Raw genomic sequence first — 25,159 nt, forward strand, 5'->3', positions numbered from 1 at the left:
GTTCCCGGTCGACCGGCCCGGCTCACTCCCCGGACACGACGAGCTCGACCTCGAACCCGTCGGCGTCCTCCAGATAGGCGGCACAGCTCTGTTCCCCGCCGGCGTGCGGATGCCGGTCGGGGAACAGCAGCCGCCACCCGATCCGTACGGCTTCCTCGACCAGCCGGTCGAACTCCGCCCGCGTCGCCACATGGAACGCCAGATGATTGAGCCCCGGCCGCAGCCGGTCATGGCTGTCCGTGCTGAGCGCCGGCGACTCCTCGAACACCAGATACGTGGCCCCGAGCCGCCAGCTGCGCCCCTGGTCCCAGCGCTGGAACGGCGTGTAGCCGAGCGCGTCGAGCAGCGGCCCGAACGACGCGGCGGCGCGCCCGATGTCGGGCACCCAGATCTCCACATGGTGCAGGACACCGGTACCGGCGGGGTTGGTCACACTTCTCCTCGGGACGGGCTCGGGACGATTCGGCCCTGAGACTAACCGTGCTCTCCCGCCCTCCCGGCCTGGCCCTTCACTTTCGGACCCCGCCGAGTGGGATCGCGGACGGAGAGGGCTCCCGCGCCGGCCGCGGATGTGGTCCGCCGCCGGGCTGACGGGGGTGAGGGTGAAGGAGCCGGAGGTGCCCTCCGCCGCGAAGAACGGCCCGCCGTCGGATATGCCGATCACCGCACCACCCGTGACCTGGCGGTGCAATAGTGCCGTCGTCGCCACAACCTCAAGAACGTCACGAAGAGCATGCCGATGCTCGCCGAGTACGACTACGTCAGCGGTACTGTCCTCGTCCGCGTCAGCCACTACCTCACCCCGAACCAGGCCGACGACTACGAGGCCGCGGCCACCGTCTTCACGTAGCCCCCGCGGCGCCCGACACCCCCGCCTTCAGTGCCGAGGGCCGACAGAATGGAGACCGAAACTCGCCTTCCTCGGCGTGTATCGATCGGCCACGCTCTTTGTGCCCATTTCCCTCATCAGCCAGGAGTGATCATGCGCGCTTCACGTGTGGCCGTCTCTGCTGGTGCTGCGGCAACCGGAGTGGCCCTGACTCTCCTCGCCGCGGGCCCGGCGAGTGCGTACGCGAGCCGGACCGTCTCCACGGTTCCGTCGGCGAAAGACGGGTATGGCACCGCAAACGCGTCTCTGACCGGTGGGGACTACTGGTTCAAGATATGTGACAGGGGGACGGCGGACGGGTACCGCACCGTCGGCCGCTTGTCCAAAGACGGAACTTCCTGGAGCGTGACGCGACACGCCGCAAACGGGACCGACACCTGTGTCGGTGGCTCTGAAGACAGCACCAGCAGTATCCTGCCCCAGCCCTTGGAGGGGTACTACACGATCAAGGTTTGTCTGCGCGACGGCGCAGACGGTGCGGACTTCAACTGCAGCTCCTTGCGGGCCTACTATGACGGCTCGGCCTGGCTGTGACGGTCGTGATCCGCCTTCCTGGCATGACGGTTGCCTCGGAAGGGGAGTGTCGTCACCCTCTGTGACTTCGTGCGGGGACCTGCAAGGCCCGCGGCGGCGGGCCGAGGTCCGGTCAGCAGCTGATGTACTCCCAGGACAAGGACTTCACGGAGGACCCGGAGGGGGCGACGATGCTGACGTTGGCCTTGGTGCCCTTGCCGGTGGCCCAGTTGCTGTCGCCGACACCGCCGTTGGTGAAGTGGGCGCGGACGAAGGGGCAGCGGCCGTCGGCCTTGGTGTCGTGGACCGTACCGCTGACCTTGGTGAGACCGTTCTCGTAGCAGCCGTTGGCGTAGCCCTCGCTGCCGGACAGGTCCCAGTTCTGTTCGCAGGCGCGGACCGTCGCGGGGGCCGCCGTCGCGGACGCCAGGCCCAGCGGGAGGGCCAGAGCCGTGACGGTGGAGGTCAGAATCGCCGCCTTCTTGAGCCTGTTCATGCGCACTCCTGTCCTGGTGACGGGCGTCTCTGCCCGGGACACGAGTGTGGCGGCCGGTGCGGTGCGGCCGATACGGGATGGCGAGAAGGCGCCACCGCCCGGCGACGGGAGCGCCTCCTGAGCGCCCCCGAGCGCTCCCCGACTCAGGCGGTGACGACGGGCAGGCCGGCGGCGACGGCGGAGTCGAAGCCGTCGTCCACGGCCACCACGTCCCGGCCCGCCGCGTCCAGCAGCGACGCGCCGATGCCGGCCCGCATCCCGCCGCCGCAGTGCACCCAGACCCGGCCCGCCGGGACCTCGCCGATCCGCTTGTGCAGCTCGTGGATCGGAATGTGCGCGGAGCCGTCGATGTACCCGGCGGCGCGCTCGGAAGCGCGGCGCACGTCGAGCACGACGACCCCGTCCGTACCGTTCTCGGCCAGGCCTTCGAACGTGGACCGGGGGAAGGAGGCGAGGGCGCCGCCGTCCGCCGCCCACGCGCGGGGGGTGCCGGTCGCGGCGGCCGCCGGCCGGTCGATGCCGACCCGGACCAGTTCGCGCTGGGCGGCGGCCAGCTGTTCGGGGGATTCGGCGAGCAGCGTCACCGGCTTGCCCCACGGGATCATCCAGGCGAGGTACGTGGCGAGCTGGCCGTCCACCTCGAAGTTGAACGTGCCGGCGACGTGGCCCTCGGCGAACGCGACCCGGTTGCGCAGGTCCACCACCCACTCGCCGGCCGCGAGCCGCGCGGCGATCGCGGCGGAGTCGGCGACGGCCGGGGGCGTCAGGTCCACCGGGGCGGGGCCGCCCGCGTTGGCCGGTCCCATGTGCGCGTAGTAGGCGGGGATGTCGTCGAGCCCGGCCAGCAGGTCGGCCACGAAGGAGTCGACGTCCGTCGTCAGTGCCACGTTGACGGTCTTCTCCCGGCCGATGGTGGTGGCGTCGCCCTCGGCCTGCGCGGAGGAGCAGAAGCTGCCGAAGCCGTGGGTGGGCAGGACGGAGGTCTCGTCGGGCAGCTCCGCCGCCAGCCGGTGCGCGGAGGCGTGCTGGGCGCGGGCGAGCCGCTCGGTCAGCCGCGGTTCCACCAGGTCGGGGCGGCCCACCGTGCCGATCAGCAGCGATCCGCCGGTGAAGGCGGCCACCGGGACGTCGTTCTCCTGGAGCACGTACGCGGTGTGGTGCGGGGTGTGCCCGGGGGTGGCGACCGCCCGCAGCGTCAGTCCGTCGTCGACGGTGACCGTGTCGCCGTCGGCCACCGGGACCCGCGTGAACGACACGTGCGCGCTGGCCGGCACCAGGTAGGCGGCGCCCGTCAGCCGGGCCAGCTCCAGACCGCCGGTGATGTAGTCGTTGTGGACGTGTGTCTCCACGACATGCGTGATCCGCACGCCCCGCCGGGCGGCCGCCGCCAGGACCTGGTCCACGTCGCGCGGCGGGTCGACGGCCACGGCCGTGTTCCGGCCGCCGGCCAGGTAGTGACGGTTGCCGAGGCCCTGGAGCTCGATGGTGTCGATGAAGAACACGGTGATGTTCCCTTTCGCAAGCTGCCCCCGGGTGTGTGTACCCCGGTCAACTTTAATACCCCCCGGGGTATTCCTGTCCCGCCTGCGACGCCGTTCTCGCGCCGTTCTCGCGTCGCTTCCGCGTCGTGCCCGTGTACTCAGGCCAGCGACAGGAAGAGCCGTTCCAGGCGGGTGCGCATCTGCTCGCCGGTCTCGCCGTTCGCCCGGGCGCCGTCGAGGTCGGTCACGCACTGCTGCAGTCCGGTGGCGATGATGGCGAAGCCGGCCCGGTCCAGGGCGCGCGACGCGGCGGACAGCTGGGTGACCACGTCCTCGCAGTCGCGGCCCTCCTCGATCATCTTGATCACGCCGGAGATCTGGCCCTGCGCCCGGCGCAGACGGTTCAGCACGGCCTTCAGGTCCGTGCCCTCGAGCTCCAGTTCCACGATCACTCCTTGAGTCTCTGAGTCTCTCGAAAATACCCCCTGGGGTACTAGAGTACGTCCCGATTCGACCGAGTGGCGGCGTGGCGCCCTCCGGGGAGTCACACGGAGTCACCCCGCGAGGTCGTCCAGGGTGTCGGGATCGAGGCCGGGGGTGACGCCCGAGGCCTCGATCCCGCCGGTCTCCCCAGGCCCGCCGGGCCCGCCCGGGGAGACGGGAAGCTCGGCCCAGATGGTCTTCCCGCGGCGCGCGTAGCGGGTGCCCCAGCGCTCGGCGAACTGGGCCACCAGGAACAGGCCGCGGCCACCCTCGTCGGTGTCCGCCGCGTGCCGCAGGTGCGGGGAGGTGCTGCTGCCGTCGGACACCTCGCAGATCAGCACGCGGTCGTGGATCAGCCGGACCCGCACCGGCGGCCGCCCGTACCGGATCGCGTTCGTGATCAGCTCGCTGAGGACCAGTTCCGCCGTGAACCCGATCTCCTCCAAGCCCCAGTCCGCCAGCCGCTCCGCTGCCGCGTTGCGGACCCGGGACACCTCGGCGGGATCGTCGGGCACCTCCCACTCCGCGATCCGCTCCGGATCGATCCGGCGGGTACGGGCCACCAGCAGCGCGATGTCGTCGGACGGCACCGGGAACAGCAGCTCGGCCAGCACGTCCGTGCAGGTCTGCTCCGGCGTGCGGTCCGGCCGGGCCAGCGCCGTGCGCAGCAGCGCGAGGCCGGTGTCGAAGTCCCGCGTCCGGTCCTCCACCAGCCCGTCCGTGAACAGCACCAGCTTGCTGCCCGGCTCCAGCTTCATCCGCACCGAGGCGAACGGCCGGGTGCCCAGCCCGTACCCGAGGGGCAGCCCCGGCGGCACGGACGGGAACTCCACGCTCCCGTCGGGCCGCACCAGCGCGGGCCCCGGATGGCCGGCGCTCGACATCGTGCAGACACCGGAGGCCGGGTCGTAGATCACGTAGAGGCAGGTCGCGCCGGTCACCCGCTGCGTGCCCCCGGCCCCCGCCCCGGCCGAGCCCCCGTCACCCGCGCCCCCCTCACCCGTACCCCCGGCCGCCGGTCCGCCCTCCGGCGCGGCCGGCGCCGGCTCGTTCTCCTCGCCGAGCCGGTCGAGCAACTCGTCCAGATGTCCCAGCAGCTCGTCCGGCGGCAGATCGAGCGCGGAGAAGTTCCCGACCGCTGTCCGCAGCCGCCCCATCGTCGCCGCCGCGTGCACGCCGTGCCCCACCACGTCCCCGACCACCAGCGCCACCCGCGCGCCGGGCAGCGGGATCACGTCGAACCAGTCGCCGCCGACCCCCGCCTGCGCCGGCAGATAGCGGTACGAGACGCTCACCGCGTTCTGCTCCGGCAGCACCTGCGGCAGCAGACTGCGCTGGAGCGACACCGCCATCGAGTGTTCCCGGGTGAACCGCCGCGCGTTGTCGATCGCCAGCGCCGCCCGGGCCGCCAGCTCCTCCGCGAACGACAGGTCCTCCTCCCCGAACGGCTCCGGGGAATCCGGCCCGCGCCAGAAGTTCACCAGCCCCAGCACCACCCCGCGGGCCAGCAGCGGCGCCGTGAGCAGCGAGTGCATGCCCTGCGAGAGCACCAGCTCCCCGCCGTCCGGGTCCTGGGCCCGCCAGTCGCGCGTCTCGGAGAGGTCCGCGCGAAGCACCGCACGGCCCGCGTCGAGCGCCGCCGCCATCGGCGTACCGGGCACGACGAACCGGATGACGTCGCCCACCGGCTGGAACGGCGACCCCTGCCCCCGCCCGCTCACCGCCACCCGCCGCATCCGCGTGTACGCGCCCGACGGCTCCTCGCCCCGCACCACGGGATCCAGCAGCTCGACCGTCACATGGTCGCTGAACCGCGGCACCACCACGTCCGCCAGCTCCTCCGCCGTCCGTACGACGTCCAGCGTGGTCCCGATCCGGGTGCCCGCCTCGTACAGCAGCCGCAGCCGGCCCCGCGCCACCTCGGCCCGCCCGGTCAGCGCCGTCAGCTCGGTGGTGTCGCGCATCGTCATCACACAGCCGCCGTCGGGCGCGTCGTCCCCGGTCGGCCGGACGTTCACGGCGATCAGCCGGTCGCCGGCCGGATGCACCTCGTCCGTCGCCGTCCGCCCGGACAGCAGCAGCGCGGCCGTACGGGGCTCCAGGCCCAGCTCGCGGACGTGCCGCCGCTCCGCGTCCGCCGGCAGCTTCAGCAGCCGGCGCGCCTCGTCGTTGGCGAGCAGCAGCCGCCCGTCGGCCGCGACGATGAGCACCCCCTCCTTCACGGCGTGCAGCACCGCCTCGTGGTGCTCCTTGAGCCGGGTCATCTCCGCCGGGCCGAGGCCGTGGGTCTGCCGTCGCAGCCGGGTGCTCACCAGACCGGCGCCGCCCACCGCCAGGACCACGCCGCCCGCCGCCGCCGTCAGCAGCAGCGGCATCCGGCCCTCGACCGACTTCCCGACCGTCTGGACCTCGATGCCGCTGGTCACCACCCCGATGACCGCTCCGTGCGCGTCCCGCACCGGGGCCAGCGCGCGCACGGAGTCACGCGGCGCGCCGTGGAAGTTCTCGGTGAACGACTCGCCGGCCCGGGCCCGCGTGATGTCGCCAGGGGCGCGCAGGCCGATCAGGGTCGGATCGGTGTCCGCGACGCGGACGCCGTCCGGGGCGAGAATGGCGATGAAGTCGACGCCGGAGCCGTGCCGGGCCCCCTTGGCGAGCGGCTGGAGCGCCGTCGTCGGATCGGGCGAGCGCAGGGCGGCGGCCATCCCGGGCGCGTGCGCGAGGGACGTGGCGACGGCGAGGGTGCGGTTGCGGGCGTCGCGCTCGGCGTCGCGCTGGCCCTGGATCACCAGCGCCAGCGCGGCCGCAACGACGATCAGCAGGGCGATGAGCACCTGGAACAGGAAGACCTGGCCCGCCACGCTCCGCAGCCCGGTGGGCCGCCGCGTTCCGCCGGCGGACCGGTCCACGCGTCGCGTCACGGTGCGCTCCTTCCCGCCCTGCCGACCCGTACCGGGTCCCGCCGGGGCTCCTTCCATGCTGCCCCGTCGCCGCACGCACGGGAAACGCAGCGAGGGCCCGCGGGCGGGCACCGGGCCTGGCGGGACACGGCCGCAGGAGACCGGAGCGGGGCCTGAGCAGGGGCGGAACGAGGTCCGGGCCGGGCGGGTCAGGCGCGGAGGGCGGCCTCGCGCGCGAGACGGGCGAGCGTGGTGCGCATCCCGGCCCGGTTGAGCGCGATGCGCCGCTCGGGGGACGCGCCGGTGAAGACCCGGCCCAGCAGGACGGCGAAGCCCGAGCCGCGGCCCGTCCGCAGATCCCGCCAGGTCTCCGTGACCCGAGTCCCGGACCGGGCCCCCGCGCCGCTCGTTCCGGCCCCGCCCGCCTTGTCGCCGCCCGGCTCGCCGCTGCCCGTCCCGGTGCCGTCCGCCTTCCGGCCATCGGTCCCATCGGTCCCATCGGTCCCATCGGACTCTTCGTACGCGTCGAAGCGGTACCCCCAGCGTGCGACCGGCAGCCCGAACACCCCGACGTCGAAGACGAACGCCTCACCCGGCACCGCCTCGACGACCCGGCAGGTGGTGAACCAGACGAACGGCCCGCGCCGGTTGAAGCCGACGAACCGGCTGCCCGCGCGCGGCGCGCCTCCCGGCGCCCAGACCCCGCGGCACTCGGGGCTCCACCGGCCCATGTTCCGCACCTCGGCCACCAGGCCGTACAGCGCGCCGGGATCGGCCCCCGGCACCCGTATCGACTCCGTCAGACTCCGCTGCCGTACCGTGCCCGCCACGTCCGCTCCCCTCGGTCCACTGGGTTACCCGCGGGTACGGTAGCCGACCGGAGGGCCTGTGCGCGCGGCCTTCCGTTGGCTACGGTGGACAGAAGATCGTTTTTCGCAGGCCGCCCCGCACACCCCCGCACGCCCCGTACGCCGGAAGGACCCCGCATGTCGGTCACCACCGACCTTCCCGCCGAGCCCGACGTCCTCGTCCACACCGAAGGACGCGCCGGCATCCTCACCCTCAACCGCCCCCGGGCCATCAACGCCCTCACCCATGCCATGGCCCGCCGCATCGACGACGCGCTCACCGCATGGGAGGACGACCCGGCCGTGACGACCGTCGTCATACGGGGCGCGGGGGAGCGGGGACTGTGCGCGGGCGGCGACATCCGCGCCATCCACGCCGACGCGCGCGCCGGCGGCACCGCTTCGTTCGCCTTCTGGCGGGACGAATACCGGCTCAACGCCCGGATCGCCCGCTACCCCAAGCCGTACGTCGCCCTGATGGACGGCATCGTCATGGGCGGCGGCGTCGGCCTCTCCGGCCACGGCTCCGTCCGCGTCGTCACCGAACGCTCCCGGGTCGCCATGCCCGAGACCGGCATCGGCCTCGTCCCCGATGTCGGCGGCACCTGGCTGCTCGGCCGCGCGCCCGGCGAACTCGGCACCCACCTCGCCCTCACCGGCGCCCAGGCCGGGGCCGCCGACGCGATCCTGGCCGGCCTGGCCGACCACTACGTACCCAGCGCCGAGCTGCCCGCCCTGACCGCCGAGCTGACCCGCCGGCCCGCCGCCGAGGCCGTCGCCCGCTTCGCCCGCCCGGCCCCGCCCGGAGAGCTCGCCGCCCGGCGCGACTGGATCGACGCCTGCTACTCCGGTGACACCGTCGAGGAGATCGTCCAGCGGCTCACCGACTCCGGGATCCCCGAGGCCAAGGAGACCGCGACCGTCCTGCTCGGCCGCTCGCCCATGGCGCTCAAGGCCACCCTCGCGGCCGTCCGAGGGGCCCGGCGCCTCGACTCCCTCGAAGCGGCGCTCACCATCGAGTTCCGCCTCTCCTGCGCCGCCTTCGCCGCACCCGACCTCGTCGAGGGCATCCGCGCCCAGGTCGTCGACAAGGACCGCGACCCGCACTGGTCCCCGCAGACCCTCGCCGGGGTCACGGACGAGGACGTCGCCCGCTGGTTCGCGCCGCTCGGCGCGCGCGAACTGCGCCTGTCCCCGCCGGACGGCGACGGGAAGGGCTGAGCACGGCCCGCGTATCAGGCCGCGCCGGAGTCGTTCGGGTGGTTTCCGGGCCCCGCGCACCAGGCGCGGCGCTGCGCGGCGACCGCGGATGCGAGCATGCGCGCAGCGGGCCCGGAGGCGGCTCCGCGCCGAGACGGGAAGGCGCTCCGCATGGGCATCCAGCCGTGGTCGTCGGTGAAGTACCAGGACAACAGAGAGGCTCCCAGCACCCGGGTGTCCGTGGTGATGGATCCCGTACCGGCCGGGAGGCTGCTGATCGTCGAGCACCTGTCCGGGTACGCGGCCATCGGGCAGGACGACGTCGTGGACGAGATCTGGGCCTCCGACGGCGGTACGCAGCAGGTGCAGCTCCCGGTCCATTTCGCGTCGCGGCCGCTGAACTACGGCGGCGGACTCGGGGTCGCGCGCAACCACCAGTTCGGCTCGCCGGTGCGCCTGTACGTGGCGGGCGGCGCCGTGATCACCGTCAGCGTCGACGCCAACACCGCGGGCTTCGTCCTGGCCAAGGTCGTCGGACAGCTCGTCGACCCCTGATCCGCCGCCCCGGCGGCGCCACGGGGGCGTGCCGGTCCCGGCCGCTCAGCCTCCGTCGCCCTCGCCCCGCCACTCGTCCAGCGTGAACAGCCCGCCCTGCGGATCGCGTACCGTCGCCCACCGCCCCGCCAGGGCCTGCCAGCCGTCGTCCGCCTCCGGCACCAGCGAGCCGCCGTGGTCGAGGACGGCCGCCGTCGCCCGGTCCAGGTCCGGCACCCGGAAGTGCACCAGCCAGCGCGGCCGCAGCTGCGGTTTGGCCGAGGACGCCTCCACCGGCCCGCTGTTCAGCCGTGCCACCGCCTCGCCGTGCCGGCGCAGCACCACCTGCTCGTCCTCGTACGACAACTCGAAGCGCTCGACCGCGTCCCCGTCGACCCACTGGAAGACACCCCCGTAGAAGACGGCGGCGTCGAACGCGTTGCGCGCGTGCAGCTCCAGCCACACCGGCGCGTGGCGCTCGCCGAGCTGCCAGCGCGAACTCACCCGGCCCTCCCACACCCCGAAGGCCGCGCCCTCCAGATCCGTGGCCAGCGCCGCCCGGCCGCGCGGCGGGAAGGCCACCGGGCCGACCCCGACGGTGCCACCGCGTTCCCGGATCCGGGCCACCGCCGCGTCGGCGTCGCCGACCGCCCAGTACGCCATCCACGCCACCGGCACCCCCATGCGCCGGGCCACGTCGCCGATCCCGGCCACCGGGACCCCGTCCCGCTCGCCGACCGAGAAACCCGCGCCCAGCGGTCCGTGCCGGAAGGTCCAGCCGAGCACGGCCCCGTAGAAGTCCTCCGCCGCGCCGAGATCGTGCGTCGCCAGACTCAGCCAGCAGGGCGCACCCGGCTCATCCGCGCTCAACGGCACCCGGCTCTCCTCACACTCACGACACACGACTCACGCCGCGGCACCCGTACGGACCCCCCGAAGGTCACCCTCACCCGGACCGTCCGCCTCCGCCACTCGTCCCCGTTCCCGTCCCGCCGCCCGGCCCCACGACGGACGGCGGGCGGTGCCGCGCCTGCCGCCCGGCCCCGGCGACGGCATCATGGGACCGTGCTGCTCACGTTCGAACCCGTCCTCGCCCGGATCGCCGAGGAGATCGAGGGGCTCACGGACCGCGGCCTGCCCGCCGACTACATCCCGGCCCTCGCCGGCGCCGACCCCGCCCGCTTCGGCATGGCGGTCGCCGAACTCGACGGCACGGTGTACGGGGTGGGGGAGTGGCGGCAGCCGTTCTCCACCCAGTCCGTCACCAAGGTCTTCTCGCTCGCCCTCGCGCTGGCCCGCAAGGGCGACGCGCTGTGGGACCACGTCGGCCGCGAGCCGTCCGGCAACCCGTTCAACTCGCTCGTCCAACTGGAGTACGAGAACGGCATCCCGCGCAATCCCTTCATCAACGCGGGCGCCCTCGTCGTCACCGACCAGCTCCACCGGATCACCGGCGACGCCTCCGGCGTGACGCTCGACTTCCTGCGCGCCGAGAGCGGCAACCGGGACCTCGTCATCGACCGGGAGGTCGCGGAGTCCGAGACCGCGCACGGCGACCGCAACGCGGCCCTCGCCTACTTCATGGCCTCCTGCGACAACATCGCCAACCCGGTGCCCACCCTGCTGCGCGAGTACTTCCGCCAGTGCGCGATCCGGGCGTCCTGCGCCGACCTCGCCCTCGGCACCGCCTTCCTCGCCCGGCACGGTCTGCGCGCCGACGGCTCCCGCCTGCTCACGAGCAGCCAGGCCAAGCAGATCAACGCCGTCATGCTCACCTGCGGCGCGTACGACGCGGCCGGCGACTTCGCCCACCGGGTCGGGCTGCCCGGCAAGAGCGGTGTCGGCGGCGGCATCATCGCCGTCGTGCCCGGGCGCTGCACCCTGTGCGTCTGGGGGCCCGGCCTCGACGCCCGCGGCAACTCGGTCGCGGGCGTCACCGCCCTCGACCGCTTCACCACCCTCACCGGCCTGTCCGTCTTCTGAGCACCCCCGGGACCTCCCCGGACCCCCCGGACCTCCCGGGAATGGCGAAGCGGGGGCCGGTACGCACCGGCCCCCGCTCGTCCTCGTCTGCCGCCTCAGCGCGTGGCCGGCAGCACCACGGCGAACGGCTCGCGCCGCGCCCCGTCCCCGGACCGCCACTCGGCCGTCACCGCGCCGAGCGCGCCCGCCGGCGGCTGCGCGCCGCCACCCATGACCCGGCACAGACACAGCACCGGGTCACCCGCGCCGAAGGCGATGTGCGTCGCGTCCGCGCCGTCCGTCACCGACACCGCCGGGTCCGCCGCCCACGTGCCGTCCGCCACCGTGCCGTCGAGCACCGCCGTCACCGACGGGTCGGGCGTGTGGGAGACGCTCTGCATCTGCGGCTCCGCCTTCCCGCGCAGCAGCGCCGCCAACTGGCCGACCAGCACCGGGTCGTGGGTGCCGTCGTACAGCCACCGCGTCCCGAGCACCCCGTGCTCCGAGGTGCCGATCAGCGCGTCCTCGGCGCCCGCGAGGGGCGCCGCGCGGTAGGTCATCGGCACCAGATAGCCGCGCGGCCCGCTTCCGGCCGCCGTCCCGGAGGAGTCCGTCACCACCAGGAACTCGATGCCCACCTCGTCCTCCGGGTCGTCGAGCCGGAAGCCCCCGGTGCGCTCCAGCTCCGGCGCGCCGCCGGTCGCGGTGTACCAGGAGCGGGTGGGCAGCCAGGCCGCGAGCAGCTCCACCTTGGTCGGGGCCATCGTGGTCTTGTGGATGACGGACATCGTGCCGGTTCCTCCTCGGTGACGGTACGGCCGCCGGTCCGGCGGGCCGCCCGGTCACCGTAACCCGCTCGCCCCGACGTCGGCGCTCCGATTCACTTCACGGTCACAACGCCTCGTCGGGAGAACGGAGTTCACCCGAGCGGGCCACCCGCGCGTACCAGCGGGCGCTGGACTTCGGGGTCCGCCGCAGCGTGTCGTAGTCGACGTGCACGACGCCGAACCGCTTCGCGTACCCGTACGCCCACTCGAAGTTGTCCATCAGCGACCACAGGAAGTAGCCGCCCACGGAGGCTCCGTCCGCGACCGCCCGGTGCACCGCCTCCAGATGCGCGTGGACGTACGCCGCGCGCCGCGGGTCGTGCACCGAACCGTCCGCGGCCGGCTCGTCCTCGTAGGCCGCGCCGTTCTCGCTGACGACCAGTTCGAGACCCGGGAAACGGGCGGAGAGCCGGGTCAGCAGGGAGTGCAGCCCGGAAGGGTCGACCGGCCAGCCCATCGCCGTCCGCTCCCCGTCCGCCTGGTGGAAGGCCACGTCGTCGGCGCCCGGCCACGGGGAGTACGGGCTGTCGCCGTGCCCGTCGTCCTGGGACCGCTTCGTGCCCTCGGCGACCCGCGACACCACCGTCGGCGTGTAGTAGTTGACGCCCAGCCAGTCCAGCGCCTGACCGGCCGCCGCCTCGTCGCCGTCCTGGACGAAGCCCCAGTCCGTCAGGTGGGCCGTGTCCTGGAACAGCTCCCGCGGGTAGCCGCCCTCCAGCATCGGCCCCAGCCACACGCCGTTGCCGACGGTGTCGATCCGGCGGGCCGCCTCCCGGTCCTCGGGCGACGAGGTCAGCGGACGGACCTCGTGCACATTGAGCGAGACCGCCAGCTTGGCGGTCGCCGGCAGCGCCGCGCGCAGCGCCTGGACGGCGAGGCCGTGCCCGAGGTTCAGATGGTGCGCGGCCCGCAGCGCGTCCACCGGGTCCGTCCGGCCCGGGGCGTGCACGCCGGAGCCGTACCCCAGGAACGCCGAGCACCAGGGCTCGTTGAGGGTGGTCCAGCGGCCGACCCGGTCACCGAGCGCGTCGGCCATCAGGCCCGCGTACGCGGCGAACCGCTCGGCGGTCTCCCGCTCCGACCAGCCGCCCGCGTCCTCCAGCTCCTGCGGCAGGTCCCAGTGGTAGAGGGTGAGGGCGGGCTCGATCCCGGCCGCCAGCAGGTCGTCGACCAGGCGCCGGTAGAAGTCCAGGCCGCGCTGCGACGCCGGCCCCCGCCCGGTCGGCTGGACCCGGGACCAGGAGACCGAGAACCGGTAGGCGTTCAGGCCCAGTTCGGACATCAGCCGGACGTCCTCGCGGACCCGGTGGTAGTGGTCCACGGCGACATCGCCGGTGTGGCCCTCGAAGGTCTTCCCCGGGGTGTGCGAGAAGGTGTCCCAGATCGACGGCGTACGGCCGTCCTCCGCCGCCGCGCCCTCGATCTGATAGGCGGCGGTCGCGGCTCCCCACAGGAAGCCGGCCGGGAATCGCAGCGGGGCGGTGAGCGGCCGGGTTTCGGACGCGGTCATGGAACGCTCCCAACTCAGAAGATGTGAAACGAAGACGAGAAGACACGCGGCGGGTCGCCGCGGGCGCCGGAAGGGCGCGGACCGTCAGTTCTTGACGGCACCGGCGGTGATCCCGCCGACGATGTGCTTGCCGAGGAAGGCGAACACCAGCAGCAGCGGCACGGTCGAAAGGAGCGCGCCGGTGAGCACCACCGCGTGATCCACGGTGTGGTTGCCCGCTCCGAGACCGGCAAGCGCGACCTGGAGCGTGGGGCTGCCCTCGGGGGTGAGGGCGATGAACGGCCAGAAGAAGTCGTTCCAGGCCTGTACGAAGACCAGCATGCCGAGGACGGCCATCGCGGGCCGGGCCACGGGGAAGACCACGTGCCACACGATCCGCAGCGAGTGGGCGCCGTCCACCCGGGCCGCCTCCACCAGCTCCACCGGCAGTGCCTCGACGAGGAACTGGCGCATGAAGAACACGCCGAACGCGGCGACCAGCGACGGCAGGACGACCGACTGGAGCTGGTCGACCCAGCCGAGGTCGGTGACGATCTGGTAGAGCGGGATGACGCTGAGCTGGGGCGGGATCGTCATGGTCGCCACCACCAGGGCCAGCAGCATCGACCGGCCCTTGAACGGCAGCTTGGCGAAGGCGAATCCGGCGAGCGTGGCGAACAGGACGGTGGACACGGCGACCAGGCTCGCCACGATCGTGGTGTTGATCAGCGCCTCGCCCATGTCGACCTGGTTCCAGGCGTAGGACAGGTTGTCGAGGAGCTTCGGCCCGGGCAGCAGGGGCGCGGGCGCCGTGACGACCCGCTTGCCGGAATGCGAGGCGGCGACGACGTTCCAGTAGAGCGGGAAGAGCGAGACGAGCGTGGCCACCCCGAGCAGCACATAGGTGAGCGGGCCCGCGTGCAGCGGACGGCCGGCCGAGGACGGACGGGTTTTCGTGCGCACGGGTCAGCCCTCCAGCTTCGTACGGCGGGCGCGGGCGCGGGCGACGAGCACGCGCCCGGCGCCGAGGAGCAGCAGGAGCAGCAGCATCACCCAGGCGATCGCCGAGGCCTGGCCGAGGGCGCCGGTCACCCAGCCCTTCTCGTACATGAGCAGGCTCAGTGTCTGGTACTGGTTGCCGCTGCCGCCCGAGATGCCCAGGCTGCCGCCGTACAGCATCGGTTCACCGAACAGCTGGGTGGAGCCGATGGTGGACACGACGATGGTGAACAGGATCGTGGGCCGGATCGAGGGGATCGTCACGCTCACGAACTGGCGCCAGCGCGTGGCCCCGTCGAGGGCGGCCGCCTCGTACAGATCGTGCGGCACGGCCTGCATCGCGGCCAGGTAGATGAGCGCGTTGTAGCCGGTCCAGCGCCAGATCACGATCACCGAAATGGCTATCTGGGCGGGCCACTTGGACGACTCCCAGTCGACCGGGCCGAGACCCGCCCAGCCGAGCGCCGAGTTGATCAGGCCGTAGTCGGTGTTGAAGAGCTGGGCGAAGACCAGGGTGGCGGCGGCGATGGAGGTCGCGTACGGGGCGAGGACCGCGACCCGGAAGAAACCGCGGCCCCGCAGCTTGGTGTTGAGCAGCTGCGCCAGGCCGAGCGCCATCATCAGCTGCGGCACGGTCGAGATGACGCCGATGGTGAAGGTGTTGAGCAGTGCGTTCCAGAAGAACTCGCTGGTCGCCAGGTCGGTGTAGTTCTCCAGGCCCTTCCACTGCGGATCGCCGCCCAGTTCCACCCGGTTGAGCGAGAGCCATCCGGTGTAGAGCAGGGGGAAGAGACCGAACGCGGCGAAGGTGAGGAAGAAGGGGGAGACGAAGAGGTACGGGGCCGCCTTCACGTCCCAGCGGTGCAGCCGGCCGCGGCGCCGGGCGGCGTCCTCGGACCGGGCCGGCCGGGGCCGGGAGGGCGGCGCGTCGGGCGACGGGGGGCCGCCGTCCCGCGCGGATACGGAGGTGGCCACGGGGGCGTCCTTCCGGGTCGGTGCGTAGGGGACCAAGGGGAGCGGGGGCGGGGCTCCGGCCGGGTGCGGGGGAGCCCCGCCGCCCGCTCCTACTGGTCGATCTTGTCGTCGACCAGGTTCCGCACGTTGTCCCAGGCCTTCGCCGGGTCGGTGCCGCGCTGTTCGATGTCGAGGATGCCGTTGTCGGTGAGGAAGGTCTTCACCTGGCCGTCGTAGCGGCTGATCGGCGCGGGCCGGATGCCCGCCGCGGCGGACGCGTAGATCTGCCCGACCGGGGTGTCACCGAAGTACGGCATCTTCGCGCCGGTCACTTCGGGTGAGGTGAGCGCGTCCTTGGCGGACGGGATGTTTCCGTTGACCTTGAACACCTTGGCCGCCTGCGCGGGGGCGGTCAGCCAGGCGGCCAGCTCGGCGGCCTCCTTGGTGTGCTTGCCCGCCTTCGGCACGGCGAGGAAGGAACCGCCCCAGTTGCCCGCGACCGGCGGCGCGGCGATGTCCCACTTGCCCTGGTTGGCGGCGCCGGCCTGGTCCTTGATGATGCCGGTCATCCAGCTCGGGCAGGCGATCGTCGCGAACTTGGAGTTCTTGAAGCCCGCGTTCCAGGTGCCCTTCTCGTCGAACTGGCGCAGCTTGGCGGTGATGCCGCTCTGCGCCGCCCCGACGGCGGTGTCCCAGGCCTTCTTCACGCCGGAGCTGGTCTCCCAGATCAACTTGCCGTTCGCGTCCGCGTACTGCTCCGGCTCGCTGTTGACGACGGCGTTGAACAGGCCGCTCGCCGAGTCGTGGAAGGCGGTGCCCTTGGGCGCCTTCTTCTGGTAGTCCTTCCCGGTCTGCAGGAACTTGCCCCAGTCGCCCGCCCACAGCTTGCCGACCTGCTCCCGGTCGGTGGGCAGCCCGGCCTTGGCGAAGAGGTCCTTGTTGTAGCAGATCGCCATCGGCCCTATGTCGGTGCCGAGTCCGATCACCGCGCCGTCGGGCGTGGTGGCCTGCTTGACCTTCCAGTCCAGGAAGGAGCCGATGTCGGCCCCGCCGTTCTTGGACAGGTCGACCCACTTGCTCGCCATCGTGGGGCTGGTCGCCTCGGCGATGTAGCCCACCTCGACCGCCTGGATGTCGGCCAGCCCGCTGCCGCGCGAGAGCCGCAGCTTCAGGGTGTCCCAGTACTTCTGACCGTCGGAGACGTTCGACTCGACGATCTTGATGTTCGGATGCGACTTCATGTACTCGGCGTAGAGCTTGGCGCCGGTCTTGTCGTCGAAGCCGAACGAGCCGTAGGTCCCGACCCGCAGTTCGATCTTTCCGTCGGCGGACTCGCCGCCGTCGTCGCCTCCGCAGCCCGTGAGCAGGGCCGTACCGGCCGCCAGGGCGGCCAGGGCCGCCAAAGCCCGTCTGCCGCTGGTTGTGCGCATGCCACTCTCCTCGTCCCGATGCCAGGGGTGGTGCTCGTCGTACGCTGGTGGGAGCGCTCCCATATCGCCGTAGCCGGAAGGTTCCTGCCTGTCGGGCGGCAGTGTCAAGATGTGCACACGGATTCGTCGTGACGGATCGCCAGGGCCGGTTCCCGGCTTGACGGAACGGGTGTGGGAGCGCTCCCATTGTCTCGGTCGCCGACCGGCACCGTGTGCGACGGGTTCAGGGGTGTGGCCTATCTTGACCTGAATCGCCGCTCGGATCCCGGGGGGTGATGCCGCACGAGGGGAGTACGAAGTCGTGAGCGGACGGCACAGGAGCAGGCCCACGCTGGAGCAGGTCGCGGCCCGGGCCGGCGTCGGCCGGGGGACGGTGTCCCGGGTCATCAACGGCTCGCCCCGGGTGAGCGAACAGGCCCGCGAGGCCGTCGGCCGGGCGATAGCGGAGCTGGGCTACGTACCCAACCAGGCGGCCCGCGCGCTCGCGGGCAGCCGGACCGACGCCGTCGCCCTGGTCATCCCCGAGACCGAGGCCCGGCTGTTCGCCGAGCCCTACTTCCTGGACATCATCCGCGGCATCAGCGCGGAACTCGGCGAGTCCGACAAGCAGTTGCTGCTGACGCTGGTCCGGACCGAACGGGAGCGGCAGCGCTTCGAGCAGTACCTGGCCGCCCAGCGGGTGGACGGGGTGCTGCTCGCCTCGGTGCACGCCGACGACCCGCTGCCCGAGCGCGTGCGTGAACTCGGCCTGCCCGTCGTCCTCAACGGCCGGCGCAGCGCCGACGAGCCCGCCGCCTGGGTCGACTCCGACAACGCGGGCGCCGGCCGGGCCGCCGTCGCCCATCTCGCCGGCCGCGGCCGGCGCCGGATAGCGACCATCAGCGGCCCCCTCGACATGTACGTGGCCCGGGCCCGGCTCGACGGCTATCGCGAGGGCATCGCCGCGGCCGGTCTGGAGGCCGACGAACTCCTCGTCGCCACTGGCGACTTCACCGAGGAGGGCGGTCGGCGCGCGATGCGCGTCCTGCTGGAGCGGGCGCCCGACCTGGACGCCGTCTTCGCCGCCTCCGACGTCATGGCCGCCGGTGCGCGCGGTGTGCTGCGCGAGTGCGGCCGGCGCGTCCCCGAGGACGTCGCGCTCGTCGGCGTCGACGACTCGGCCGTCGCCCGGCTGATGGATCCGCCGCTCACCAGCGTGCGCCAGCCCATCGCCGAGATGGGCCGCACCATGGCCCGGATGCTGCTGGCGGAGCTGGGTGCTCCGGGTGCGGCCGGCCCCGAGGGGAACCGGGTGCTGCCGACGGAGCTGGTGGTCCGGGAGTCTTCCTGAGGAAACGTTACGTACGGGACGGGTGTGCCGGAGGGGGCCGGGCACGCCCGGGCGGGCCGGACCCGGTGAACGGGCCGACCGTACGCACCCGGCCGTGACCGACCCGTACACCCGGTGCGTCTACGGCCCGGGCGGGCCGGAGCGTGTACGGCTCCGGCCTGCCCGTCCCCCTCGGACCCGAAGGCCCGGTCAGCGGCGCGTCACAGCGCCGGGTAGGCGTTCTTCATCAGCTCCTGGAACTGGGCCGAGAACCACTTGCCCGAGACCGGCGCGTCCGGGAGCGCCCCCGACGGGTTGTTGCCGTTGCGGACGTTGCCGGTGTACGTCGGGTCGCACATCCGGTCGAAGCCCTTCCCCTCGTTGTTGGGGATCTCCTTGCTGGAGCCGTCGGACTCGCCCGGGGGCTTCATCCACACGTAGGCGTCGATGCCCGCGGCCGGCGCCGCCTTGGGCCGCTCGCCGAGGCCCGCCCCGGACTGATTGCACCAGTTGCCGGTGTGGATCCGCCGGTCGTACTTCCCGCCGTTCACGTACGTGTCGACACTGGTGGTCGCCCCGGGGCCGGTCGGGCGCGCGGTGCCGCCCCAGCCGTTGCGGGAGGTGTCGATCAGCATGCCGATCTTCGAGTCGAAGCCGATCGAGACCAGCTTGTCGCGCATCCCCTGGGCGTACGACAGCTCGTCGACGTAGCGGTTCCAGTCCACCCACTTCGACTGGCGTACGGAGACCCCGTTCACCGTGTCGTCGATCTTGAAGTTGTCCTCCTTCAGGGTGTTGTAGTTGGCCGTGTTCACGATGAAGCCGTGGACGTTGGCGAGGGTCGAACCCTCGGCGGTCGCCGCGGTCTTGAACATCTCCGCCGACGGCCCCAGGTTGTCGTCCCAGCCCAGCCAGCCGTGGTGACCGGCGTCGATGTAGTTGTAGACGTTCTTGATCGCGCCGAACTTGGCCAGCGCGTAGCCGACGCCCTTGACGTAGTTGCCGTTCGCCTTCATCGTGTCGCAGTTCGCGACCGCCGTGTCGCGGCCCGAGACGTTGGTGACGAGGTTCGGCAGCGAGTCGATCTCGACCGTGGTGACGATCCGCAGACCCGCGTACTTCGCGTCGCCGAGGATCGCCGCGATCGGGTCGATGTACTGCGTCTTGTACTTGTCGATCTCCGTCGGGCCGAGTTCGCCGTTGGAGGCGAGCGCGGAGCAGTCCCGGCCGGGCAGGTCGTAGATGACCAGCTGGACGACCAGCTCGCCGCTGCCCTTCTGCTTCAGCGCCTCGTCGAGGTGGGCCCGCAGGCCCATGGAGGACGACGAGCCCTCGATGGCCGCGATCCGGTCCAGCCACACGCCGGTGGGCTGGTTCGACACCCGGCTGCCGCCGGGCTCGGCCGCCGCGTGGGCGGACCACTCCGGGTTCACGTACACCTTCGCCCCGGCGTACGGGTTGTCGGCCTTGCTGCCCGCGGGCGGCGGGGTGGTGGGCGGCGTGGTCGGCGGGGTCGTCGGGGGAGTGGTGGGCGGGGTCGCGCCGTTGCAGGCGACACCGTTCAGCGTGAAGCTCGTCGGTATCGCGTTGGTCCCGGAGTACGACGCGTTGAAGCCGAAGGACGTCGAGCCGCCCGTGCCGAGCGACCCGTTGTACGAGGCGTTCTTCGCGCTCACGTTCGCGCCGGACTGGGTGAGGGTGGTGCTCCAGCTCTGGGTGACCTTCTGGTTCCCGGCGAAGGTCCACTCCAGGTTCCAGGAGGAGAGCGGGTCGCCGGTGTTGGTGACGGTCACGTTGGCGCCGAAGCCGGCGTCCCACTGGCTGGCGATCTGGTAGTCGACCCGGCAGCCCGGGGTCGCGGCGCCCGCGGTGGTCGCGCCGATCACGGTCGCTGTCGCGCCGGTCGCCGTGATCAGGCCGAGGGCCGCGAGCAGTGCGGTGCGGCTGGTTGTGCGGCTCATGGGGGTGGGTGTCCCTTTCATTGTCCGTTCAGGCCGCGCAGGTGGTCGCGCAGCCCGGTGCCGAATGCGGTGGGGGTTCCGTCGTACGAGGTGATCAGGGCGGGCCCGGAGGAGCAGTCCCAGGTGTTCCAGGTCCAGCCCAGGTAGGACAGGCCGTGCTCGTCGAACCACGCCATGACGCGGTCGGTGAAGCCGTGCCCGCAGGTGTTCTCGCCGATCTCGCCCGCGATCAGGGGGACACGGGCGGCGACCGGGGCGAGCTGGGAGTCCCAGCACGTCTCGTTCACACAGGAGTTGAAGTTGTAGACGTGCCAGGCGGCGGCGATGCTGCCCGCCGGGTCGGTGGGGGCGTACGTGAGCCACTGGCTCAGGTCGTTGGAGTAGGCGAGCCCGGGCACCAGGAGCACATTGCGTGCCCCGGTCGCGCGGACCGCGTCCACCAGGTCCTGCATGCCGGCGACCTCGTAGCCGATGCCGGGGCAGGTCCCGCCGTCGCGCCAGCAGGTCCATGCCTGGGCGGTGGTGGGCGTGGCCCGGTCCGGGTACGGCTCGTTGAACAGGTCGAAGACCACCCGCCGGTCGTTCTTGAAGGTGTCGGCGACCGAGGTCCAGAACGCCGGGGTGTACCGGGCGTCCGGCATCGGCTTCTGGCAGCTCGCGTGGACGTCGGAGCAGCCCGCGGAGTTGCCGGTGTACTGGCCGTACGTCCAGTGCAGTTCGACGATCGGGGTCATGCCCTGAGCGAGCACCCGGCTCACCAGGTCCTTGACCGCCGAGACGTACGCCGTCCCGCCGTACTCGGGCTTGACGTTGTCCAGGCCCAGCCAGCACTCCTCGTTCAGCGGAATGCGGACGGCATCGGCCTTCCAGTCGGCGATGGCGCGGATCGAGGCGTCGTCGACGGGACCGTCGAAGATGCCGCGTCCCTGTACGCACATGAACTCGCCGCCGGAGCGGTTCACGCCGAGCAGCCTGCGGGTGGCGCCCTTCTGGTCGGTCAGCCGGTTGCCGGTGACGCCCAGCTCGGGCGCGCCGCCGGCCGGGGGCGGGGTGGTGGGCGGTGTGGTCGGGGGAGTCGTCGGGGGTGTGGTCGGCGGGTTCGTGGGAGGGGTGGTCGGGGCGGTGGGTGTGGGCGTGGGGGCAGGGGTGGGGGTCGGACCTGGCGTCGTCGCGCAGGCCGAACCGTCGAGCGTGAAGGCGCCGGGCGCCGGATTGCTCCCGGACCAGGACGCGACGAACCCGGCGGTCACACTCGCCCCGGTGGCGAGCGCGCCGTTCCAGCTCTCGTTCACGACGGTCACGGACGCCGCGGACTGGGACCACTTTCCGCCCCAGCCCTGGTTCACGTGCTGGCCGGCCGGAAAGTCGAAGCCGAGGCGCCAGCCGTCCAGCGCCGTGCTGTCGTTGGTGAGGGTGACCTCGCCCTGGAAGCCGTCGGCCCACTCGCCGACGACGCGGTACGCCACGGTGCAGGTGGGTGCGGCCGCGGCTCCTGAGGCCACACCCGAGAGAACGAGAGCGGTGCTCGCCGCCGTGAGCGCCGCTCCCGCGAGCAGCGCCGGCAGACGTGGGGGATGTCGCATGAGCGATCCTCACGGCGAGGACACCCCGAGACGGGGTGCCGACGGGATGGAATCGCTCCCACTGGTCCGGTGACCGTAGCGCCAACACCACTGAAGCAAAAGGGAGTTGGTGAATTTTCACCGAGGCTGTCTTCGACTCTTCGGCTGTCTTGACGGGCTGTTCCCCGTTCTGCACAGTGGGAGCGCTCCCACTGGTTCAGAGCTTGACCGTGCCGCCCGTACGACCGGCCGGCGCCGGCCCCACCCCCCCCGCTATCCGAGCCGCGAGGAGAACCACGCCATGCCACCACGACCACGTCGGTCGCGCGGTGCGCTCACCGCCGCGCTCAGTGCCGTACTCGCCCTGCCCGCAGCCCTGTTGGCCACGGGACCACCCGCCACGGCGGCTGCCGCCGTGCAGTGCAGCGTCGACTACAAGAGCACCAACGACTGGGGCTCCGGCTTCACCGCCGAGGTCACCCTCACCAACCGCTCCACCACCGCGCTCGACGGCTGGACCCTGAGCTACGCGTACGCGGGCGACCAGCGCCTGAGCAACGGCTGGAACGGCACCTGGAGCCAGTCCGGCAAGACCGTCACGGTCACAGCCGCCGACTGGAACCGCACCGTGGCCGCGGGCGCCGCCGTCACCGCCGGCGCCCAGTTCGCGTACACCGGCACCAACACGGCGCCGACCTCCTTCAGCGTCAACGGCACCCCCTGCACCGGTGCCCACCAGCCCCCGGTCACCGTCCTCACCAGCCCGGCCGCCGGCGCCGTCTACACCGTGGGCGACCCGGTCCCGCTCGCCGCCACCGCGGCCGCCGCCGACGGCGCCACCGTGAGCAAGGTCGAGTTCTACAGCGACACGACCCTGCTCGGCACCGACACCACCGCCCCCTTCACCTACGACGCGAGCTCCCTGCCGGCCGGCGCCCACTCCCTCTACGCCAAGGCGTCCGACTCCCTCGGCGCCACCGGAGAGTCCGCCCCCGTGGGCATCACCGTGGCGGCCGGCCCCGCGCTCGTCGCCAGTCCGGCCCAGCTCTCCGTACGGCAGGGCACGAGCAGCACCTTCGACCTGAAACTGTCCACGCAGCCGGCCGCGAACGTCACGGTGAGCGTCGCCCGCACCTCCGGTGTCACCGGTCTCACCGCGAGCCCCGCGAGCCTCACCTTCACCCCGGCGAACTGGAACACCGCCCAGAAGGTGACCGTCACCGCCGCGCAGACCGGCACCGGCACCGCCGTGTTCACCGCGACCGCCCCCGGCCACACGAAGGCCGAGGTCACCGCCACCCAGCTGGCCGCGGACTCCACGTACGAGGCCCGCTTCCTCGACCTCTACGGGAAGATCACCAACCCGGCCAACGGCTACTTCTCGCCCCAGGGCATCCCGTACCACTCCGTCGAGACCCTGATCGTCGAGGCCCCCGACTACGGCCACGAGACGACCTCGGAGGCGTACAGCTACCTGGTCTGGCTCCAGGCCATGTACGGCAAGGTCACCGGCGACTGGACCAAGTTCAACGGCGCCTGGGACACCCTTGAGAAGTACATGATCCCGACCCACGCCGACCAGCCCACCAACTCCTTCTACAACGCCTCCAAGCCCGCCACCTACGCGCCCGAATGGGACGAGCCGTCCCAGTACCCGGCGCGCCTCGACTCCTCCGCGACCGCCGGCTCCGACCCGCTCGCCGCCGAACTGAAGAGCGCGTACGGCACCGACGACATCTACGGGATGCACTGGATCCAGGACGTCGACAACACCTACGGCTACGGCAACGCGCCCGGCAGCTGTACCGCCGGCCCCGCCAAGCCCGGCCCCTCGTACATCAACACCTTCCAGCGCGGCCCCCAGGAGTCCGTCTGGGAGACCGTCACCCACCCCACCTGCGACGCGTTCACCTACGGCGGCAAGAACGGCTACCTCGACCTGTTCACCGGCGACAGCTCGTACGCCAAGCAGTGGAAGTTCACCAACGCGCCGGACGCCGACGCCCGCGCCGTCCAGGCCGCCTACTGGGCCGACGTCTGGGCCAAGGAACAGGGCAAGGGCGCCCAGGTCGCCGGCACCGTGGGCAAGGCCGCCAAGATGGGCGACTACCTGCGCTACGCCCTGTTCGACAAGTACTTCAAGAAGGCCGGCGACTGCGTGGGCCCGGCCGCCTGCCCCGCCGGCAGCGGCAAGAACAGCTCCCACTACCTGCTGTCCTGGTACTACGCCTGGGGCGGCGCCACCGACACCTCCGCGGGCTGGGCCTGGCGCATCGGCTCCAGCCACGCCCACGGCGGCTACCAGAACCCGCTCGCCGCGTACGCGCTGAGCAGCTACGCCCCGCTCAAGCCCAAGTCCACGACGGGCGCGGCCGACTGGGCGACCAGCCTGACCCGGCAGCTGGAGTTCTACCGCTGGCTGCAGTCCGACGAGGGCGCCATCGCGGGCGGCGCCACCAACAGCTGGCAGGGCCGCTACGCCACCCCGCCGGCCGGCACCCCCACCTTCCACGGCCTCTTCTACGACGAGAAGCCCGTCTACCACGACCCGCCGTCCAACCAGTGGTTCGGCTTCCAGGCGTGGTCCATGGAGCGCGTCGCCGAGTACTACCAGCAGACCGGTGACGCCCAGGCCAAGACCGTCCTCGACAAGTGGGTGTCGTGGGCGCTGTCGAAGACCACGGTCAACCCCGACGGCACCTACCGCATCCCCTCCACCCTCCAGTGGAGCGGCGCCCCCGACACCTGGAACGCGACCAGCCCCGGCGCCAACAAGAGCCTGCACGTCAGCGTCGCCGACTACACCGACGACGTCGGCGTGGCCGCCGCGTACGCCAAGACCCTGACCTACTACGCGGCCAAGTCCGGCAACGCCGACGCCAAGCGGGTCGCCAAGGCCCTCCTCGACGGCATGTGGACGCACGACCAGGACGCGCTGGGCATCGCAGTCCCGGAGACCCGCGCCGACTACAACCGCTTCGACGACCCCGTGTACGTGCCGAGCGGCTGGACCGGCACCATGCCCAACGGCGACAAGGTCGACTCCGCGTCCACCTTCGCCTCCATCCGTTCCTTCTACAAGAACGACCCGGCCTGGCCGAAGGTCGAGGCCTACCTGGCGGGCGGCGCCGCCCCCGTCTTCACCTACCACCGGTTCTGGGCCCAGGCGGACATCGCCCTGGCCATGGGCTCGTACGCACAGTTGCTCGAATAGCCCGCCCCGCCGCGAGCATCCGCTGTCCGTACGAACCGGCCGGGCGTCTCGTACCGGGTGACCTCCGGCTGGGGCAACGGCTTCGTGTCCGACCTCGTGGTGAGCAAC

19 protein-coding genes are annotated in these 25,159 nt (G+C 72.3%); 5 read left to right on the top strand and 14 right to left on the bottom strand.

Annotated features, from left to right (window positions below):
• Window positions 1-22: 22 nt before the first annotated feature.
• The 6 genes from ABZ693_RS24700 to ABZ693_RS24725 form a co-directional block, all read right to left on the bottom strand.
• The gene (locus ABZ693_RS24700) at window positions 23-433 is read right to left on the bottom strand and encodes a VOC family protein (RefSeq protein ID WP_359881114.1); all 411 of its coding nucleotides are present in this window, start codon (window positions 431-433) and stop codon (window positions 23-25) included.
• Between the two features lie 1,102 nt (window positions 434-1,535).
• The gene (locus ABZ693_RS24705; protein ID WP_359881117.1) at window positions 1,536-1,898 is read right to left on the bottom strand and encodes a hypothetical protein; all 363 of its coding nucleotides are present in this window, start codon (window positions 1,896-1,898) and stop codon (window positions 1,536-1,538) included.
• A 143-nt stretch (window positions 1,899-2,041) separates the two neighbouring features.
• Window positions 2,042-3,400: a rhodanese-like domain-containing protein gene (locus tag ABZ693_RS24710; RefSeq protein WP_359881119.1), complete on the bottom strand. Its 1,359-nt coding sequence runs from the start codon at window positions 3,398-3,400 to the stop codon at window positions 2,042-2,044.
• Between the two features lie 137 nt (window positions 3,401-3,537).
• Window positions 3,538-3,825: a metal-sensitive transcriptional regulator gene (locus ABZ693_RS24715; protein WP_359881121.1), complete on the bottom strand. Its 288-nt coding sequence runs from the start codon at window positions 3,823-3,825 to the stop codon at window positions 3,538-3,540.
• A 108-nt stretch (window positions 3,826-3,933) separates the two neighbouring features.
• Entirely contained in the window at window positions 3,934-6,840 is a 2,907-nt protein-coding gene (locus tag ABZ693_RS24720; RefSeq protein WP_435842523.1) for a SpoIIE family protein phosphatase, read from the bottom strand.
• 131 nt (window positions 6,841-6,971) lie between these two features.
• On the bottom strand, window positions 6,972-7,592 hold the full coding sequence (locus tag ABZ693_RS24725; RefSeq protein ID WP_359881126.1) for an SRPBCC family protein: 621 nt from the start codon (window positions 7,590-7,592) through the stop codon (window positions 6,972-6,974).
• A 156-nt stretch (window positions 7,593-7,748) separates the two neighbouring features.
• Between ABZ693_RS24725 and ABZ693_RS24730 the strand changes: the two genes are divergently transcribed.
• Together ABZ693_RS24730 and ABZ693_RS24735 are read left to right on the top strand one after the other, a co-directional pair.
• Window positions 7,749-8,831 carry an enoyl-CoA hydratase/isomerase family protein gene (locus ABZ693_RS24730; RefSeq protein ID WP_359881129.1) on the top strand — a complete coding sequence of 361 codons (1,083 nt, stop codon included), beginning with the start codon at window positions 7,749-7,751 and terminating at the stop codon, window positions 8,829-8,831.
• Between the two features lie 150 nt (window positions 8,832-8,981).
• On the top strand, window positions 8,982-9,365 hold the full coding sequence (locus ABZ693_RS24735; RefSeq protein WP_359881132.1) for a hypothetical protein: 384 nt from the start codon (window positions 8,982-8,984) through the stop codon (window positions 9,363-9,365).
• A gap of 45 nt (window positions 9,366-9,410) precedes the next feature.
• Here ABZ693_RS24735 and ABZ693_RS24740 read toward each other — a convergent pair whose 3' ends face one another.
• Complete coding sequence (locus ABZ693_RS24740) at window positions 9,411-10,214, bottom strand: VOC family protein (RefSeq protein WP_435842524.1); 804 nt, start codon at window positions 10,212-10,214, stop codon at window positions 9,411-9,413.
• 195 nt (window positions 10,215-10,409) lie between these two features.
• Between ABZ693_RS24740 and ABZ693_RS24745 the strand changes: the two genes are divergently transcribed.
• A complete protein-coding gene (locus ABZ693_RS24745) occupies window positions 10,410-11,327 on the top strand; it encodes a glutaminase (protein ID WP_359881138.1) in 918 nt (305 codons plus the stop codon).
• Window positions 11,328-11,422: 95 nt separating this feature from the next.
• Here ABZ693_RS24745 and ABZ693_RS24750 read toward each other — a convergent pair whose 3' ends face one another.
• The 5 genes from ABZ693_RS24750 to ABZ693_RS24770 all read right to left on the bottom strand — a co-directional run bounded on the left by ABZ693_RS24750 (window position 11,423) and on the right by ABZ693_RS24770 (window position 17,005).
• Window positions 11,423-12,094 carry a maltokinase N-terminal cap-like domain-containing protein gene (locus ABZ693_RS24750; protein WP_359881141.1) on the bottom strand — a complete coding sequence of 224 codons (672 nt, stop codon included), beginning with the start codon at window positions 12,092-12,094 and terminating at the stop codon, window positions 11,423-11,425.
• 103 nt (window positions 12,095-12,197) lie between these two features.
• Entirely contained in the window at window positions 12,198-13,643 is a 1,446-nt protein-coding gene (locus tag ABZ693_RS24755; RefSeq protein ID WP_359881144.1) for a GH1 family beta-glucosidase, read from the bottom strand.
• Window positions 13,644-13,727: 84 nt separating this feature from the next.
• A complete protein-coding gene (locus ABZ693_RS24760; RefSeq protein ID WP_359881147.1) occupies window positions 13,728-14,585 on the bottom strand; it encodes a carbohydrate ABC transporter permease in 858 nt (285 codons plus the stop codon).
• Between the two features lie 3 nt (window positions 14,586-14,588).
• Window positions 14,589-15,596 carry a carbohydrate ABC transporter permease gene (locus tag ABZ693_RS24765; protein WP_359881149.1) on the bottom strand — a complete coding sequence of 336 codons (1,008 nt, stop codon included), beginning with the start codon at window positions 15,594-15,596 and terminating at the stop codon, window positions 14,589-14,591.
• An 89-nt stretch (window positions 15,597-15,685) separates the two neighbouring features.
• Window positions 15,686-17,005 (bottom strand): ABC transporter substrate-binding protein, encoded by a 1,320-nt coding sequence (locus ABZ693_RS24770; protein ID WP_359881151.1) that lies wholly within the window; start codon window positions 17,003-17,005, stop codon window positions 15,686-15,688.
• A gap of 301 nt (window positions 17,006-17,306) precedes the next feature.
• On the opposite strand from ABZ693_RS24770, the gene ABZ693_RS24775 reads away from it, so the two are divergent.
• On the top strand, window positions 17,307-18,335 hold the full coding sequence (locus tag ABZ693_RS24775) for a LacI family DNA-binding transcriptional regulator (protein WP_359881153.1): 1,029 nt from the start codon (window positions 17,307-17,309) through the stop codon (window positions 18,333-18,335).
• A gap of 200 nt (window positions 18,336-18,535) precedes the next feature.
• On the opposite strand, the gene ABZ693_RS24780 is transcribed toward ABZ693_RS24775, so the two are convergent.
• Entirely contained in the window at window positions 18,536-20,275 is a 1,740-nt protein-coding gene (locus ABZ693_RS24780) for a glycoside hydrolase family 6 protein (protein ID WP_359881156.1), read from the bottom strand.
• A 17-nt stretch (window positions 20,276-20,292) separates the two neighbouring features.
• Window positions 20,293-21,858, bottom strand: coding sequence for a cellulase family glycosylhydrolase (locus tag ABZ693_RS24785; RefSeq protein WP_359881158.1), 1,566 nt, complete (start codon window positions 21,856-21,858; stop codon window positions 20,293-20,295).
• 280 nt (window positions 21,859-22,138) lie between these two features.
• On the opposite strand from ABZ693_RS24785, the gene ABZ693_RS24790 reads away from it, so the two are divergent.
• Window positions 22,139-25,051, top strand: coding sequence for a glycoside hydrolase family 48 protein (locus ABZ693_RS24790; RefSeq protein ID WP_359881161.1), 2,913 nt, complete (start codon window positions 22,139-22,141; stop codon window positions 25,049-25,051).
• The last annotated feature ends 108 nt before the right edge of the window (window positions 25,052-25,159 follow it).

The sequence above is a fragment of the Streptomyces laurentii genome, assembly GCF_040635425.1.
GTDB classification, from domain to species: Bacteria; Actinomycetota; Actinomycetes; order Streptomycetales; family Streptomycetaceae; genus Streptomyces; species Streptomyces laurentii.

Coding starts and splice junctions, on each gene's coding strand:
- ABZ693_RS24705 (WP_359881117.1), bottom strand. CDS start 1,898: ATGAACAGGCTCAAGAAGGCGGCGATTCTGACCTCCACCGTCACGGCT.
- ABZ693_RS24720 (WP_435842523.1), bottom strand. CDS start 6,840: ATGGAAGGAGCCCCGGCGGGACCCGGTACGGGTCGGCAGGGCGGGAAG.
- ABZ693_RS24730 (WP_359881129.1), top strand. CDS start 7,749: ATGTCGGTCACCACCGACCTTCCCGCCGAGCCCGACGTCCTCGTCCAC.
- ABZ693_RS24735 (WP_359881132.1), top strand. CDS start 8,982: ATGGGCATCCAGCCGTGGTCGTCGGTGAAGTACCAGGACAACAGAGAG.
- ABZ693_RS24750 (WP_359881141.1), bottom strand. CDS start 12,094: ATGTCCGTCATCCACAAGACCACGATGGCCCCGACCAAGGTGGAGCTG.
- ABZ693_RS24755 (WP_359881144.1), bottom strand. CDS start 13,643: ATGACCGCGTCCGAAACCCGGCCGCTCACCGCCCCGCTGCGATTCCCG.
- ABZ693_RS24770 (WP_359881151.1), bottom strand. CDS start 17,005: ATGCGCACAACCAGCGGCAGACGGGCTTTGGCGGCCCTGGCCGCCCTG.
- ABZ693_RS24780 (WP_359881156.1), bottom strand. CDS start 20,275: ATGAGCCGCACAACCAGCCGCACCGCACTGCTCGCGGCCCTCGGCCTG.
- ABZ693_RS24785 (WP_359881158.1), bottom strand. CDS start 21,858: ATGCGACATCCCCCACGTCTGCCGGCGCTGCTCGCGGGAGCGGCGCTC.
- ABZ693_RS24790 (WP_359881161.1), top strand. CDS start 22,139: ATGCCACCACGACCACGTCGGTCGCGCGGTGCGCTCACCGCCGCGCTC.